Origin of the sequence: Bacillus sp. BPN334, assembly GCF_008368885.1 — a bacterium.
Lineage (GTDB): Bacteria > Bacillota > Bacilli > Bacillales > Bacillaceae_G > Bacillus_A > Bacillus_A wiedmannii.
The window spans coordinates 1-15,796 of record NZ_QOZW01000011.1 but is presented as its reverse complement, the minus strand read 5'-3'; the positions used below and the strand labels follow the sequence as shown (position 1 = coordinate 15,796).

The window sequence follows — 15,796 nt, the reverse complement described above, 5'->3', positions numbered from 1 at the left end:
TATGAAAGCACTTTGTTTCGAACAGTTCGGAAATCCGGATGTACTACAATATAAAGAAATACATGATCCAATCATAAATCCAAATGAAATTCTTGTCCGCACGAAAGCAATCGGTTTAAATTTCGCTGATATTTATAGACGCCGCGGTGATTATCATCTCGCTGGCAACCCACCATATGTATTAGGTTATGAAGGAGCTGGCGTTGTTGAAAAAGTAGGAGCTGACGTTACGAATATTAATCCTGGAGACCGTATTGCATTTGCTGATGTCCCATTTGCAAATGCAGACCTAGTTGCTGTTCCATCGGAGAAAGCAATTAAGCTTCCAGATTCTATCTCTTTTGAAACAGCCGCTTCTGTCTTATTGCAAGGTCTAACAGCACATTACTTAACGAAAGATAGCTATGAAATAAAACAAGGTGATATAGCTTTAGTACATGCCGCAGCTGGTGGTGTTGGGCAACTTCTTATTCAAATAATTAAACTACTAGGCGGAAAAGTAATCGGCCTAACTTCATCAAAAGATAAAGCACAGATAGCTACGTTAGCTGGTGCTGATCACGTATTTTTATATACTGAAGCATGGCCTGCGAAAGTACTTGAAACAACAAACGGTGATGGAGTAAATGTTGTATATGAATCAGTAGGTTCTACATTAGAGGAAAGTTTTAGCGCAACTAAAACTGGTGGTACTGTCGTATTTTACGGAATGGCTGGTGGTAATCCTGCGCCCGTTGATCCGCGTATGCTTATGGATACTTCGAAAACTTTAACTGGCGGAGACCTTTGGAACGTGCTTACATCTTATGAAGAGAGAAAAGAACGCTCCTCTCAATTATTCGAATGGATTGCGACCGAAAAAGTAAAAATCACAAGTCCTACTACATTCTCTTTACGAGACGGTGCCCGTGCTCATGAATTATTAGAGAGCCGAAAAAGTACAGGGAAGATTTTATTAATTCCATAATCGTACTAATAAAAAAAGGAAGCTAGAATATATTTCTTCACTTCCTTTTTTAACGTTATTTATGTTCGATTTCGCTTCTTTTCAATTACCCAGTTATTTATATTTTTTCTGTCTATGCTTCTCTTTCTAGGCCCCTCATTTTTAAGTTTATATAATAAACAAATCTAAATATTAAAGGAAAAAACAAACCTCCAAATATCAACGATCCAATAAATACAGTATCAATAAAAGAAAAAACCAAAAATAATAGCATTCCAAAAAAATAAAATACAACTGCACTCCAATAAATAAAACGTGGAAACTTAGTTTGGAACGAATCACCTTTTTCACACGGTTTTCCAAATAACAAATGAACGAATTTAATCAACATAATCACTTCTCCATATAATTGTTAATATTCTTTTCTTCTTAGAACTGAACATAAATCACATACTATGTATCATTTTCTTTTAATTTTCCGACACCAAAGTTATTAACTATGTCGAATACGGTAGCCTTTTACTCATACATTTCATAAATGCAATAATATATTTTTATTTCAATACAAATCGTCTATCCCCTTTATCATGTTGCAATTCAAACAATACTGGATTACTAACAAATCTTTTTAGCAAAACATACGCCTCATAATCAGATATTTCATTAGGAATATTAATTCCACTAAATGATGTTGAGGTAATTAGTGTATGAAAATCATATTTAAATTCATAATCACCAATATACGCTAGTGCCAATTTCCCTTTCCATTCAATTTGATATGTCTGCCCTTCTAATCTAGTAAACTTAATATTATGAAAGGCTGACGCATCATGTCCAAGTAAATAAACGTCAAATGCAGTTAACTCTAAATCTAAGTCCTGCTGCTCATCTTCCGATAAACAATCAATTGCAAATCTCTTCCCATTTAGCGTATCCAAATTAAAAGGCGCCTCATCACTGCCTACACGAAACCCTTTAAAATCCCATTCTTCTGATGACAAAGTGCATCTATGGAAGTTGTTCCATACAATCTTAGCCTGCCAATCATCTTCTTCCTCATTCTCTTCATCTTCTTCATCCAAATCTTCCTCATCATAATCCGCGGTCTCTAAATGCAAATCAAAATACAAACCAGCCATACCATTTAACTCTTCTTCCTCAGCATATTTAAAATGTGCACTCCACTTAAAATTAACAATTCGATGACCATTAGGCCACGGGTTGTCCACAAAATATATTCGATCCATATTCACACATTCCTTACTTTGTTTTATTTCTCGTATACTTATTTTAGATTCCGAGATGAGATGAAATGTAAAGCTAGACTAATGTCCCTCCAATACACTACAAACTAATTTGTTGTTCCTACTCCCTAATTATACCATTACAATAATTTTCACAGTTCTTTTCAACAGAATATTCCGATTATAGTTAATAAATGATATATTTAAAAATAAAAAGGAAGCTAGATTTCTCTACCTTCCTTTTCTTATTTTTATATTTCCACACTTTCTTTCCCTTTTGCAACGTAACTCATATCTCCAACAGACTCGACTGTGTATGTTCCGTCTTTATATACAACCTGGGTCACACTAGCATTTTCTACTCCAAGTTTTGTTTTGCTACTGTCTAACATTTCGATTAAGGTAGTAATCAAGAGCCCATGAACGACAACTAAAACATTACCGCCACCATTTGCAGCAGCTTCTTCACTAATTTTATCAATCTCTTCTTTTATACGAGTAGAAAATAATTCCCAATCTTCCGCCTGTTTCGTAGGGTCTGCTGCTCTAATAAGATTAATCACTTCTTGAATAGAAAACTTCATAAGTTCTTCTGGTGATGCAACGCCTGCAGCTTTTCCAACCACATCCCACATATTTTCAAGTTTTTCACCTTCAAAAATACCAAAATTTAATTCTCGTAATTTTTTTCTTTTCTCAAGTTTTAACTTTGATTGCTCACTATATTTTAATACTAAATTAGCAGTTTCAATCGCTCGGCCGCTATCACTACTATACGCATTCGTAAAATGAACATCTTTTAATCCTGTTCCTAAATTAGAGGCAACTTCAACACCTTTTTCTACTAACGGGGAGTCTGCCCAACCTTGCGCGCGATGATTCGTATTTAATATTGTTTTTCCGTGTCTTGTAACATATAACGTAACTACATTCTCATTGCTATCTGTTTCTCGATTCTTCATTCTATTCTCTCCCTTTACATTTCTATATCAATTTTACCACCTTAATTATTCATTGAGCAAAATATACGTAAGTGAATTTGCTAAATAAAAAAAGCTATCTTTCTGTATATCTCTACAAAAAGATAGCATCTTTTATGATTACATTTTTCAACTGATATTCCTACTCAGCAAAAGCACTCGAATACTGAACGACTCCTTCTACACCTTGCAGAGCGTTCTCACTTAGCTCAATCACCATAAACACTTCATCTGGCACTTCAAATGGTGCTTTTATATTCCACTCTCTTGCTTTCTTAAAACCAAATTTCGGATAGTATTCTGGATGCCCTAACACTACAACTGATCCATATCCAAGTTCTTTCGCTTTTTCTAACGCAGCTACAATAAGCTTCCCGCCGATTCCTTTTTTCTGATGGTCCCTAGCAACTGATACAGGTGCAAGCGCTAATGATTCTACAGAAGTTCCATCCTGTTCTATCGTAATTTTGGATAACAGAATGTGACCGACTATTTCCTCATCTACTGCAACGATTGATAACTCTGGAATAAATGCGTCACATTCTCTAATACGTTTTACAAGTTCATGCTCTTTTTTATCACTAAATTCTTCATGTAAAAATGCTTGTTGTACACCTTCTTCTGTTTTTCTATAATCGTTTTTTTGTTCTTGTCTAATCGTTACCATTCTATATTATCCTCTATTCTTTCTTATTTCTTTTTGAATTTTACGAAGCGCTTTTTTCGATCCGCGCTCTATATCATGCTGTATTTTTCTTTCTTTATAATCGACAAATAGTGTATTTAAATCATATCCCTCTGGGTATAATTCCTTCGCCGCTACCTCTAACGTAATACGTTTTACATTCACTTCAACAAATTCACCGTTATAATATACAACGACGTTATAGAAATTATCTATTTCCTTATAGATGATACCAAAATCATCATAATCTAATAAATTTACACGATCGCCGATTTTGTACTCGTAATGATTTCCTCTTTTTTCTTGCACAAATTTCGGTTTTCTAATTTTGCTTTCATTCAGTTTTTCAAAACAATATTCTTTATTTTCCATGTACTCTTTCGCTCTTTTCAGTACATGTTCTCTTACGTTCATTTTATTCGCAATCCAAAGTGCATTACTTTCACCTGATTTTCCAATTACTAATTTATAAAGTGGCTCTAGTGTTTCACTATTGAATTGCATTGCTGCATTCATAAAATCATCGTGCATTTCTGAGAAGCGCTTAATTTCACCGTAATGCGTACTCGCAACTGTAATACATCCTGCAAGATAAAACTCCTCTAAAATAGAAATTGCAAGTGCTGCCCCTTCATTCGGTTCAGTCCCGCTTCCTATCTCATCAAATAATAGTAGCGTATTATTATTTGACATCCTCATAATTTCAGATAGATTTTTCATATGAGATGAAAATGTACTTAGTGCATTTTCGATACTTTGATTATCACCAATGTCTACAAATACATTTTCGAAAATCGCAATTTCTGTTTCTTTATCTCCAGCAATATGCAAGCCTGACATTGTCGCTAAAGTTAACAATCCGATTGTTTTTAATACAATTGTTTTCCCGCCCGCATTTGGTCCTGTAATAATTAAACTACGGTAGTTTTGACCAATTTCAAAGTGTAACGGTACTACTTTTCCACTTAAAAGCGGATGCTTACAATTTACTAAATGAATGTAGCCATGATCATTTAACTTCGGCTCTATTCCATCAATTGATTTACTAAATTTCGCTTTCGCAAACACCATATCATATTGGCTAATCAATTCCATATTAATTTTTATATGATAAATACTTTCTACTACCATTCCTGATAAAGTCGCTAAAATTTGATACTCTTCCATCGCTTCTTCTGCTTTCAAACTAGCGAGTTCCGCATTTAACTTTGTAACCGTGTGTGGTTCTATAAATACAGTAGAGCCTTTAGCGGACGCTTCAACTATACTTCCCGCAACTTGATTTTTATAAGAAGATTTAATTGGAATCGTATACCGATCATCCTTCTTACTAATAAAGAACTCTTGAATATACTTCTTATTTGCACTACTATTTAAAAACTTCGTTAAACGTTCTTTTATTTTCCCATCTACTGAATCTATGTTATTTCGAATTCGTTTTAACTCTTTACTCGCAGCTGCATCAATACTATTGCCTTTAATGGAAAAGTTAATTTCCTCTTCAATACTTTTAAATTCAGTCATTGAATTTGCATAAGAAGCTAATACTGGCGCAAAAAATTCTTTATCTAACATAAATTTTTTAATCTTTCTACAGCCGCGTAAAAAGTCTGAAACACTTACTAACTCTTCAGGGTCTAAAATCATCCCTTTTTCTAATTTTTGAATTGTACTAGCAATATTTGAAATGCCAAAGAAAGGAACATGCCCTTCTGCATCTACTATAGCTCGTGCTTCTGTCGTTTCATTCAAGCGATTCCTCACTACTTTTATACTCGTACTCGGTTCTAATTTATTTAATAATTCTTTACCTAATCCACTTACACAATAAGATTTCACTATATCCTTTAATTCGTTATATTGTAACTTTTCAAAAGTCATCGTATTCATTTTGTTTCTCCTCACTATGATTGATTTATATCATAAATGAAGATACCTACTCATTAGATTCCAATGAGCCCTACATTATTCAATTACCATTTTTATACATTAAAAACGTATACAAAAAAGCTGCGGGGATACCGCAGCTTTTACATTTACAAGGCAAGTGTAATAATATATGAGGAAATAAGCCATAAAAAACAGATGGCAATCCCCTTATTACACGCTTTATAAAGTATTGTAGGTATCTTCATAGGTTTCGAAATAAATCCATGACAAAATTAGGGGTATGATGTACATAAAAATCCCCTGGTCTTATCCGATTTATTTCATTAAATTTTTCCTATTTAGTACCTACCGCACTCACAAAAAGCACCTCTCATTAATTTATATTATAGTCATTGAAATCTAATTTATTGAAATCATCATACTATATGTTTTGTGAGAAGTAAAGGTGTCAAACTATTCCCTTGCAGATTGTAAAGCTTTCATATAATCAACCTTTTTCTCAAGGGTCTTTTTCGCATCTTCAACCGTTACTATATAATCTACTGCAATATGTTGTAATATTTCCTTATTAGCATTTGGCAACTGAATTGTAATATCATCCACACTACTCTTACTATTTTCAATCGTTTTATTAAATTCCTGAATACTTCTCGCAAGCTCCGCTAACGTTTCCATATGTGCACGGTTGTTTACGTCCAAAAAGATATTACTTTTGAAAACTGCCGTAACATAATGCTTCGGATGTTTCTTCGCTATTTTTTTCTCTTCATTCTTACCGAAAACGGTATCCCCTGTTTGCATTTGCTCGAAAGTAAGTATAGTATCATTTCCTTTTTCTTCATAATATGTATTGAATCTTTCTCGTAAATCATTCGCTTCTTTTTTTATTTTATAGTTATCATTATTTACCTTTGGAGAGGTTCGTCCATCGAAATACATTTGAAATTGTAAATATGGTTCATCTACTTGCTGTACATAAGCTATTCGTATATCTGGTCCTAAAAAATCCTTACCTTGTTCGGGTATTTCAATTCGATCTAGTTTTACAGTAATACCATGCTCCGATTTTGTATAACTTTGTGCTTTTCGTTCAATTTCTTCATCCGATATATCACATGATGTTAATAGTAATAAACTAAGCATTATGCTATATTTCATTATTGTTCTTTTCATATTGCCTCTCCTTTTGCTACTACTGCCTATACAGAAATGTCCTTATGGATTTTAAATTACGATTTATATAAAGAACTTCTTCTCATAACCACAAGTGTTAAAAAACCCTTTTATTATCACTTTACACTTATAGTGTAATTTTACACTATATTTATTTTATCGTAAAACTAATATAAAAACTATTAAAATCACGTTAAAAACATACTAATATTTAGTTCTATAGCAATCACAATACAGTTTTTTATTGTATCGAACTTTAAAGTACTAACTTTAATTTCGCTGCGAAAAAATTAAATAAGCACCTCCGCTATTGCGAATGTCATTTACTTTCTCTAATACATTTAATAATTATGACAAGCAATCATAGGAGGTTACTATATGAGCGAACAATACATCATTTTACACGGACCTACTCTTGAACCCAATTTAATTGGCCCCACACTACCACCAATTCCACCATTTACATTCCCAACCGGACCTACTGGAATGACAGGACCTACCGGTGCGACAGGTTTTACTGGAATTGGAATAACTGGTCCTACTGGGGTTACAGGATCTACCGGAATTGGAATAACTGGTCCCACTGGAGCAACCGGTTTCGGGATACTCCCCGTATTTGGAACAATAACTTCTGAAATAGGTATCGGTTTTTCAGCAGTAGTTAATACAAATGTTAATTTTACCGTTCCAGGACCTGTTAGTGAAACTACTCTAAATCCAGTAGACAACTCCATTACCATTAATACCACTGGTGTATACTCTGTATCCTTTTCAATCGTATTTGCGATACAAGCTATTTCGTCTAGTATATTAAATCTTACAATAAACGATTCTATTCAATTCGCAATTGAAACACGAGTTGGTGGTGGTTCTGGGGTAAGAGCTACATCCGCCAGAACTGATTTATTACCTTTAAACCAAGGAGATGTTCTTCGGGTACGAATAAGAGAAGCTACTGGTGATATTATTTATTCCAATGCATCTCTTGTTGTTTTAAAAGTCGATTAATTCATTTATTAAAATAAAAATCTAGGTATGATAACAATATAAAAAGAAGAGGAAGACTTATATTTCAGTCTACCTCTTCTTTTCTATCACCAATTCACTGCTGAACATATATGGAAACTGATCCTCCACTTACATGGAACTGCCCCCATCCGTCCTTATTAATTGTTACAGTATTTTTTTGATTACCCGTCATATCGTACCATACTTCCCCTGCGTTATCCTTTCCAACTTCCATCCACTTTGATCCTCCTGGTCCATCTGAGATTAATGTCGCTAAACCGGAATCCGCATGTACATCATCCCCTTCTCTTGTCCAGCCAATTACATCTGGATGGTCTAAATAATCACGCTGCGTACCATATGCAAAGTTTTTTCGTGCCGTCAAAATCGGATCAATTTTATTTTTTAACGCTGGAATTTCATAACTACTATTTCCGTTTGTCCCATAGTAATCACCATAGAAAACTGAAGGATACCCCTCTGCACGAGTTAAAATAAATGCATATGCCAACGGTTTAAACCACGGACTTACTACAGATTCCAATGACTGTCCAGGCTGAGAATCATGATTCTCAACGAGAGTAACTGCAAGTGCAGGGTGATTTTGCATTACTGTTCCATTTAAAATATTTCTCATATCATAATTCCCATTTCCTTTTGAAGCATAATGAAAATTGTAATGCAGTGGTGCATCAAATACAGATTGATTATAATTGACTTTCGCTAAATAATTATTTAAAGTTTGGATATCATTTTGCCAATATTCAGCCACAGTAAACATTTCTTTTCCTGTTTGCTGTCTGACATGATTTACCCAATCGCGTAAATATTCATGATCAATATGCTTAACAGCATCTAAACGAAAGCCATCTAAATTTAATTCATTCGCATACCACGTCCCCCAATTTTTCATCTCATTCGCAACATCTGGATGATCAAAATCAAGATCTGCATACATTAAATAATCATAATTTCCATTCTCGCTAGACACCTCCCAGTCCCACGCTTTACCTATACCCCTAAATTTATAAATTCGATTTAATTTCCTTCCTTCATCCCAATCCGTTCCGTCAAAATGATACCATTTCCATTTGAAATTAGAATAAGCATCTCCGCGCCCAGGAAAGTTAAACCCCGTCCATGCATTAATTTCATAATCACCTGATACCTCAACATTTCGATTGTTACGGTCTACCTCAACAGCCGTTACATTTTCAGTATAATCTGCTCCACCTTTATGATTCATAACTACATCGCCGTATACATCGATGTTTTGCTTATGTAAAGCTTCAATTGCAGATTTCAACTGTGCTTTTGTCCCATATTTCGTCCGCACCGTTCCTTTTTGATTGAATTCCCCTAAATCATATAGATCATACGCTCCATATCCTACATCATTTTGCGTAGTTCCTTTATATGCAGGTGGTATCCAAACAGATGTAATTCCTTTTTGAGCTAAATTTTCAGCATTTGAATGCAAGCGATTCCAATGATTACCATCATTCGGAGCATACCACTCAAAATACTGCATTAACGTTCCATTGTTAACCGTATCTGCATACACTTTACTTCCCCCATGTATACTAGGTAAAAACAAAACAACCGACAAGCCGACTACTGTTATTTTTTTCAACATATTTACACCATCCCCTTCAAAGAAAACGTTTGCATAGTTTATCGGAATTATTATAATATTCGTTCTACGATTAGTAAAGTAGTAATCTCTCACTCTCCCACATTATTTTTTAATCTAACTTCAAATATTCAACAAATACTTCAACGTAGTTTTTATTTCACATCTTATTCAAGATTGTTTACAATTTATCTATAAAAGCATAACGGAGGGATTTCTATGACGGACTTTCAAAAACATTTTTTTGCAAGATTACATATAGAAGAAATACACAAAATTTCATTCGAAGATTTACCTAACATTATGTACGCGATGGCACAAACTGTCCCTTTTGAAAACTTAAATATTCTCGAAAACAACTTTACAGAAATATCAAAAGAAAATCTAAAAGAAAAAATTTTAGTAAACAACCGTGGCGGTCTTTGTTATGAACTCAATCCTACTATGTATTACTTCCTTAAAGACGCTGGATTTGATGTTCATCTCGTTTCAGGAACAGTGTACAATGCTGCAAATTCTATATGGGCTGTTGATTCTGGCCATATCGCAACCGTTTTAACACATCATAATGAACTTTATTTAATTGAAGTAGGATTCGGATCATACTTACCTCTTGCACCTGTCCCTTTCTCAGGTGAAGTCATTCACTCCGTTACAGGAGATTATCGTATTCGTAAAGAAATGACCGAAAAAGGAAACTACATGTTAGAGATGCGTAAAAATAATGAGTTTTTGGATCAATCTTCTGCTGATGATTGGACGTTAGGCTACGCATTTTATATAGAAGAAGTGGATGAAGAAAAAGCAAATGCAGCACAAGAAATTATCGTTGAACATGAGGGCTCACCATTTAACAAAGTACCTCTTATTGTAAAACTAACTGAAGATGGGCATGCATCTTTAACAAAGGATAGTCTGACAATAGCGAAAAACGGTAAAAAAACGAAAGAAAACGTTACAGATGTACAATATAAAAATCTTTTACATTCAAAATTCGGAATTACATTATAATTTTTTAAGCCTTGCCATTTTAGCAAGGCTTTTCATTTTCCAGCAGGGATTTTTTGCAATTTGTTGTATTTCATAGTTATATAGGAATATAACTACATATTTAGAAAGGAAATGATTATGACTGAACTTAAAGATCGACTACAAGTAGATGATAAAGAAAAATGGGATTTAACGGATATTTACCATACAATTGAAGATTGGGAAAGCGATTTTCATAAAATTGAAGTATTAACGAAAGATTTACATGAGTTTAATGGAAATATTCACGATGGCAATAGTTTATTAGCTTATTTAACAAAGAGTGAAGAAATTTCTAGCATAATATCTTTAATGTTCGCTTATGCACGATTACAATCTGACCTTGATACACGCGATACTGACGCCCAATCTCTTGTCGATAAAGTATCACAATTACACGTGAAAGTAAGTGCGGCTAAATCTTTCTTTTCCCCATTCTTACTTAGCATAGATGAAAACACATTACATTCTTACATAGAAGAAGCAGAAGGCTTACAATACTATAAAGAAGATTTATTTGAATTATACCGTTATAAAAAACACGTATTGAATAAGGACCAAGAAGAGATTTTATCACAAATGGGTGAAGCACTCTCCTCCCCGCAGCATACATATGGCATGTTAAATAATGCAGATATACTATTTGGTGAAGTGACTACTAATGATGGAGAAAAAGTTACTTTAACGCGCGGAATGTATGCAAAGTTAATAGAAGATGAAAATCGTGAGAAACGTAAAGAAGCCTATAAAGCTTATTACAAACCATACGTTCAATTAAAAAATTCTATCGCTTCTACTTTATCTGCTGCTATTAAAAATAATGTTACTGTTTCAAAGCTAAGAAACTATCCATCAGCTTTAGAAAAGTCATTATTTGGCGACATGGTTCCGAAAGAAGTATATGAAAATTTAATTGAGACGACGAAAAAAAACATTCAATCACTACATACTTATAATGAACTTCGAAAAACAAAATTAAATGTAGATGAACTACGTCAATACGACTTGGGCGTTGACTTAGTAGCGGGTGTAAAACAAGACATTCCATATGACAAAGCGTTTGACATCATGATCGAATCACTAGCTCCATTAGGTGAAGAATATATTGAAACATTAAAAAGCTTTAAAGATAAACGTTATATCGACGTGAGAGAAACGCCAGGAAAACGTTCCGGTGCTTATAACTTTGGTGTATACGGTGTTCATCCTTTCATCCTTTTAAATCATCACGATGATTTAAATAGCCTTTTCACTCTTACTCATGAATGTGGTCACGGCATGCATACACATTACTCACACGGATACCAACCAAGAATTTCTGCACACTATACTATTTTTGTCGCAGAAGTCGCTTCTACAGTAAATGAAGTGCTATTAATTCATCATTTATTAAAAGAAGCAAAAGATGCTGATGTACGTAATCATTTAGTAAACCATTTCATCGATAAATTTAAAGGCACTTTCTTTACACAAATCATGTTCGCTGAGTTTGAAAAAATCACACATGAAATGGCACAGCAAGGTAAACCATTAAATGCCCAAGTCTTTAGCGAAGTTTATGAAAACTTGTTTAGAGAGTATAATGGCGACTCCCTCGTATTTGACGAAGAAGTAAAATACGGCTGGGCTAGAATACCGCATTTCTATCGTCCATTTTACGTGTACAAATATGCAACTGGATTCGCTTCTGCAATCCAAATTGCTGATAAGTTATTGAGCGGCGATCCAAATGCTCAAAAACATTATATTGAATTCCTTAAAGGCGGAAGTTCTGACTATCCATTAAACTTACTGAAAAAAGCTGGAGTTGATTTAACTACGCCAGAACCGATTGAAAGTGCACTAAATCGTTTTAGCTCACTTGTTGAAGAGTTTTCAGCATTATAAAAAGCATGCAGAGTATATACTCTGCATGCTTTTTTCATTTCGGTTACTTTATGCTAAATGTTGCTGCGTCACACAGTGAATCATGCCACCATACGCAAACAGCTCATTTACATAAATGCCGATAATTCTTCTTCCCGGAAACTGCCCTTCAATAATTTGAAGCGCTAACTTGTCATGCTCATCGCCATATATAGGAACCAATACAACCTCATTTCCAATATAAAAGTTTAAATATGAGCCCTTACAATCTGCTTCTTTTACAGCTTTTCTTGTCACCGTTACTGGTATAAGCTGAAATGGTTTTCCATCTATATTTCTTGCTTTTCGCAATTCTTGATAATGCTTTTCGTACGCCTCCAAAAGGTAGGATTCACTCTCCCCGAAAGGATCATATTCATAAAGAATTGTATTTTCATTTACAAAACGTGCTGCGCCATCAATATGGTAATCCGTATCTTCATCATAATTATCCTCACCGCGAATACCAGTTATCCATATAAAATTCGTTACCCCCAAATACTTCGTTAACTCCATTTCAATCTCTTCCTGACTTAGTGTAGGGTTTCGATTTTCATTTATAATAGAAGTTTTTGCCGCCATTAAGGTTCCATTTCCGTTTATCTCTATTCCTCCACCTTCTAGACAGACACTAGATTTAACTTTTGGAATACTATACATCTTACTTATTTTTGCCGGAATAACAGCATCATTTTCATACGGATATTTATCTCCCCAACCATTAAAAACCCAGTGTGTTAAGCAGAGATTGCCTTCCTTATCTTTTACAAAGATCGGTCCATTATCTCTTATCCACACATCATCCGTCTCTTGAACTAAGAAATCAATTTTATCCATATCCACTTTCGCTTCCATTAACTTCGATTGGACATGTACTTTTTCTTCCTCATCATATACAACAATATGCACAATTTCTCCGTAATGAAGCTCCTTTGCCATCGTTACCCAAATATCATCTAGCTTAGCTCTGTAACCTTCACCTCTATGAGCTTTATCATGAGGCCATTGGAGCCATGTCCCCTCATGTTTCTCCCACTCAGCAGGCATATAAAATAAATTTTTTATCATACGTGTTCACCCCTTCTTTGAATGTAAGTTCAGTCTAAACTTTGACATCGTGTTAAGGTCAACAGATATATATTCATTTACTTGTAACTACTTTATAAGGTGTCTCTCTATTTCTCTTTGTGATACACTACTTCTCCTTGTAAAACCGTCACTAAAACTTTCGCATTCGGAATCTTATCGGCACTCATTTTAGTAATATCTTCATTTAGTAATACCATATCGGCTGATTTACCTACTTCAATTGAACCAGTAATAGTATCAAGACCTAATGCTTTGGCGGGCTTAATTGTATATGCATCAATAGCTGCGTATACATCAGATAAGCCTTTCTCTTCAATACTTAGTGCATTCGAAATCGTCACAAGTGGATTTAGTTCATTTACATCCCAATCACTACTAAGCGATACGTTCGCTCCTGTTTTCCAAATGTGTCCTAACGGCATAATTCGTTTCATCTGTTGATCTGAAAAATACGCACTTGCCCAGCTTTGTTTAGGATCTTCTGCAAAATCATGGCCTACTTGGAAATCAGCACTAATACCTAACTTAGCAAAACGATTTATATCACTATCTTCTACCATTTCAACATGCGTAAGCGTATAAGGCTGATTCGCCCCTTCTTTTTTCGCTGCTTCAATTGCATTTAAACTCTCTCTTACCCCGCCATCTCCAATCGCGTGAATGAGTGCACCGTAACCAATTTTATTAAGTTCCGTCAACCACCACTTCATCTTTTCTTCTGGAATATAGTTCAAACCGTACGGGGTTCCTTTAAACCATTCAAATTTATATTTTTCTAGTATTTTAGCTGTGCTGTTAATGCTAATTCCATCACTATACATTTTCACTTGATTAATAAGCATTCTAGATGATACATCATCACGCTTAATTTTTTTGAAATACTCCATTTGTTCTGCTTCATTTAAATTTGGATATACCCACGGACGAAGTACTACTCGCGACGTTAACTTTTTCTCATCATTAACTTTATTCCAAACGTCTAACCAGCCTCGTTTCCAATAAAGACGTCCATCGCCGACTGTAGTAATACCATTCTTCGCAACCTCATCTAAACCATCTAACAAACCTTCATAATTTTTTTCAAAGAGTTTAGGCTGAGAATTCCATGCTTTTTCCATTACGATATCCCCTGCTGTATCATACAGAAGCCCGAATGGTTCTCCTGTTTCTGGATCCCGGATGATTCTTCCGCCTTGCGGATCTTTCGTCTCTTTATTTATTCCCGCTATTTCCAATGCTTTTGAGTTAACCCATACAGAATGCGAAGTTCTTTCCATAATTAATACAGGGTTATTAGGAAATAACTCATCAAGAACTTGTAATGGCGTTTGTTGTTCTGATTTTTCGTCCATATCTTTTAACAGCTCTTCCAAACTAAATCCTGTTCCACTTATCCATTCACCATCTTTCACATCTTTTTTACAAGCTTTTAAATACGATCGTTGTTCTTGCAGCGCAGCATCCGGTGAAACACTACAATTCCCTGCTGCTGGTGATTTTGCTTCAAAAATATGATTATGGTTATCCACAAAACCAGGAAGAATAAAACGCCCTTGTAAATCCACCACTTTCGTATCTTCATTTATAAATCCTTCTACATCCTTGTTTGAACCAACAAAAGTAATTTTCCCTTCTTTAACGGCTACAGCCTCTACAATGTCTTGCTTTCCATTTGAAGTATAGATTGTACCATTTTTAAACACTACATTTTTAGGCAACTGATTAGGTAGAACGAAGCTACCATTCTCACCTTCTCCTACTCCAGGAGTACACGCTGAAACCCATGTCACACTTAGAATCAGACAAATAATCATGATTGTTCTTTTCATATTCTTTCTCCTTTTTATTATGATGAATTACTTACATAAATAGAATAAGGATTGACATAATGTTAATGTCAATCCTTATTCTCAGTCTATTTTCATCACTATAAAACAAATTTGTGTCACATATTCCTCTACTAAACAATCACATTCAGGTCCGATACGATAAACTTAACTAAATCTATACAATTCAATCCAATTTACACAAGTTAGTGCTTCATCGTGTTCTCGCAACCCCGAAGGGACGAGGGGTATAACACTCCACACGAGGCAGTATCGTTACCTCCTATTATCAAGCATTTATTTTACCCATCTTGATAAATTTATCGACGCATTTACATCCCTATCGTGATGGCTATTGCACCCAACACAACACCACTCACGTATTTTT

At 34.6% G+C, this 15,796-nt stretch carries 14 protein-coding genes and 1 pseudogene; 4 read left to right on the top strand and 11 right to left on the bottom strand.

All coding sequences use genetic code 11. The features are described 5' to 3' along the window. Position 1: 1 nt before the first annotated feature. Positions 2 to 967 (top strand): quinone oxidoreductase family protein, encoded by a 966-nt coding sequence (locus DN393_RS17175; RefSeq protein ID WP_149173706.1) that lies wholly within the window; start codon positions 2 to 4, stop codon positions 965 to 967. Between the two features lie 112 nt (positions 968 to 1,079). Here the strand turns inward: DN393_RS17175 and DN393_RS32040 are convergent, their stop codons facing one another. From DN393_RS32040 to DN393_RS17145, 6 genes are all read right to left on the bottom strand, one after another. Next, positions 1,080 to 1,337 carry a hypothetical protein gene (locus DN393_RS32040; RefSeq protein WP_078183029.1) on the bottom strand — a complete coding sequence of 86 codons (258 nt, stop codon included), beginning with the start codon at positions 1,335 to 1,337 and terminating at the stop codon, positions 1,080 to 1,082. Positions 1,338 to 1,500: 163 nt separating this feature from the next. After that, the gene (locus DN393_RS17165) at positions 1,501 to 2,193 is read right to left on the bottom strand and encodes a hypothetical protein (RefSeq protein WP_078183028.1); all 693 of its coding nucleotides are present in this window, start codon (positions 2,191 to 2,193) and stop codon (positions 1,501 to 1,503) included. Positions 2,194 to 2,441: 248 nt separating this feature from the next. Then, positions 2,442 to 3,152, bottom strand: coding sequence for a histidine phosphatase family protein (locus tag DN393_RS17160; RefSeq protein ID WP_064475955.1), 711 nt, complete (start codon positions 3,150 to 3,152; stop codon positions 2,442 to 2,444). A 160-nt stretch (positions 3,153 to 3,312) separates the two neighbouring features. Further along, complete coding sequence (locus DN393_RS17155; protein WP_098103397.1) at positions 3,313 to 3,837, bottom strand: GNAT family N-acetyltransferase; 525 nt, start codon at positions 3,835 to 3,837, stop codon at positions 3,313 to 3,315. A 6-nt stretch (positions 3,838 to 3,843) separates the two neighbouring features. Continuing rightward, positions 3,844 to 5,745, bottom strand: coding sequence for an endonuclease MutS2 (locus DN393_RS17150; protein ID WP_078183025.1), 1,902 nt, complete (start codon positions 5,743 to 5,745; stop codon positions 3,844 to 3,846). Between the two features lie 453 nt (positions 5,746 to 6,198). Beyond that, a complete protein-coding gene (locus DN393_RS17145) occupies positions 6,199 to 6,918 on the bottom strand; it encodes a hypothetical protein (RefSeq protein ID WP_078183024.1) in 720 nt (239 codons plus the stop codon). A 378-nt stretch (positions 6,919 to 7,296) separates the two neighbouring features. Here DN393_RS17145 and betA point away from each other — a divergent pair, with 378 nt between their 5' ends. Continuing rightward, a complete protein-coding gene (gene betA, locus DN393_RS32300; protein WP_098111737.1) occupies positions 7,297 to 7,926 on the top strand; it encodes a collagen-like exosporium glycoprotein BetA in 630 nt (209 codons plus the stop codon). A 94-nt stretch (positions 7,927 to 8,020) separates the two neighbouring features. On the opposite strand, the gene amyS is transcribed toward betA, so the two are convergent. Next, positions 8,021 to 9,562 (bottom strand): alpha-amylase, encoded by a 1,542-nt coding sequence (gene amyS / locus DN393_RS17135; RefSeq protein WP_098111738.1) that lies wholly within the window; start codon positions 9,560 to 9,562, stop codon positions 8,021 to 8,023. Between the two features lie 216 nt (positions 9,563 to 9,778). Here amyS and DN393_RS17130 point away from each other — a divergent pair, with 216 nt between their 5' ends. Both DN393_RS17130 and pepF read left to right on the top strand, forming a co-directional pair. Next, positions 9,779 to 10,570, top strand: a complete 792-nt coding sequence (locus DN393_RS17130; RefSeq protein WP_064475961.1) for an arylamine N-acetyltransferase family protein — start codon at positions 9,779 to 9,781, stop codon at positions 10,568 to 10,570. 117 nt (positions 10,571 to 10,687) lie between these two features. Then, positions 10,688 to 12,475, top strand: coding sequence for an oligoendopeptidase F (pepF, locus tag DN393_RS17125; protein ID WP_149173705.1), 1,788 nt, complete (start codon positions 10,688 to 10,690; stop codon positions 12,473 to 12,475). Between the two features lie 48 nt (positions 12,476 to 12,523). Here pepF and DN393_RS17120 read toward each other — a convergent pair whose 3' ends face one another. The 4 genes and pseudogenes from DN393_RS17120 to DN393_RS17105 all read right to left on the bottom strand — a co-directional run. Continuing rightward, a complete protein-coding gene (locus DN393_RS17120) occupies positions 12,524 to 13,561 on the bottom strand; it encodes an agmatine deiminase family protein (RefSeq protein ID WP_149173704.1) in 1,038 nt (345 codons plus the stop codon). Between the two features lie 107 nt (positions 13,562 to 13,668). Then, the gene (locus DN393_RS17115; RefSeq protein WP_088047102.1) at positions 13,669 to 15,411 is read right to left on the bottom strand and encodes an amidohydrolase; all 1,743 of its coding nucleotides are present in this window, start codon (positions 15,409 to 15,411) and stop codon (positions 13,669 to 13,671) included. An 81-nt stretch (positions 15,412 to 15,492) separates the two neighbouring features. After that, positions 15,493 to 15,576 (bottom strand): annotated as a pseudogene (locus DN393_RS17110) (MerR family transcriptional regulator); the annotation flags it as partial. Between the two features lie 129 nt (positions 15,577 to 15,705). Beyond that, positions 15,706 to 15,796, bottom strand: a 91-nt coding sequence (locus DN393_RS17105; protein WP_149173703.1) for a zinc ribbon domain-containing protein, incomplete at its 5' end; no start/stop codon positions are given.

Bases quoted from the DNA above. Each gene is read 5' to 3' on its own strand.
- DN393_RS17175 (WP_149173706.1), top strand. From the start codon at position 2: ATGAAAGCACTTTGTTTCGAACAGTTCGGAAATCCGGATGTACTACAA.
- DN393_RS17155 (WP_098103397.1), bottom strand. From the start codon at position 3,837: ATGGTAACGATTAGACAAGAACAAAAAAACGATTATAGAAAAACAGAA.
- DN393_RS17150 (WP_078183025.1), bottom strand. From the start codon at position 5,745: ATGAATACGATGACTTTTGAAAAGTTACAATATAACGAATTAAAGGAT.
- DN393_RS17160 (WP_064475955.1), bottom strand. From the start codon at position 3,152: ATGAAGAATCGAGAAACAGATAGCAATGAGAATGTAGTTACGTTATAT.
- DN393_RS17120 (WP_149173704.1), bottom strand. From the start codon at position 13,561: ATGATAAAAAATTTATTTTATATGCCTGCTGAGTGGGAGAAACATGAG.
- DN393_RS17130 (WP_064475961.1), top strand. From the start codon at position 9,779: ATGACGGACTTTCAAAAACATTTTTTTGCAAGATTACATATAGAAGAA.
- DN393_RS17165 (WP_078183028.1), bottom strand. From the start codon at position 2,193: ATGGATCGAATATATTTTGTGGACAACCCGTGGCCTAATGGTCATCGA.
- DN393_RS32040 (WP_078183029.1), bottom strand. From the start codon at position 1,337: ATGTTGATTAAATTCGTTCATTTGTTATTTGGAAAACCGTGTGAAAAA.
- amyS (WP_098111738.1), bottom strand. From the start codon at position 9,562: ATGTTGAAAAAAATAACAGTAGTCGGCTTGTCGGTTGTTTTGTTTTTA.
- betA (WP_098111737.1), top strand. From the start codon at position 7,297: ATGAGCGAACAATACATCATTTTACACGGACCTACTCTTGAACCCAAT.
- DN393_RS17145 (WP_078183024.1), bottom strand. From the start codon at position 6,918: ATGAAAAGAACAATAATGAAATATAGCATAATGCTTAGTTTATTACTA.
- pepF (WP_149173705.1), top strand. From the start codon at position 10,688: ATGACTGAACTTAAAGATCGACTACAAGTAGATGATAAAGAAAAATGG.
- DN393_RS17115 (WP_088047102.1), bottom strand. From the start codon at position 15,411: ATGAAAAGAACAATCATGATTATTTGTCTGATTCTAAGTGTGACATGG.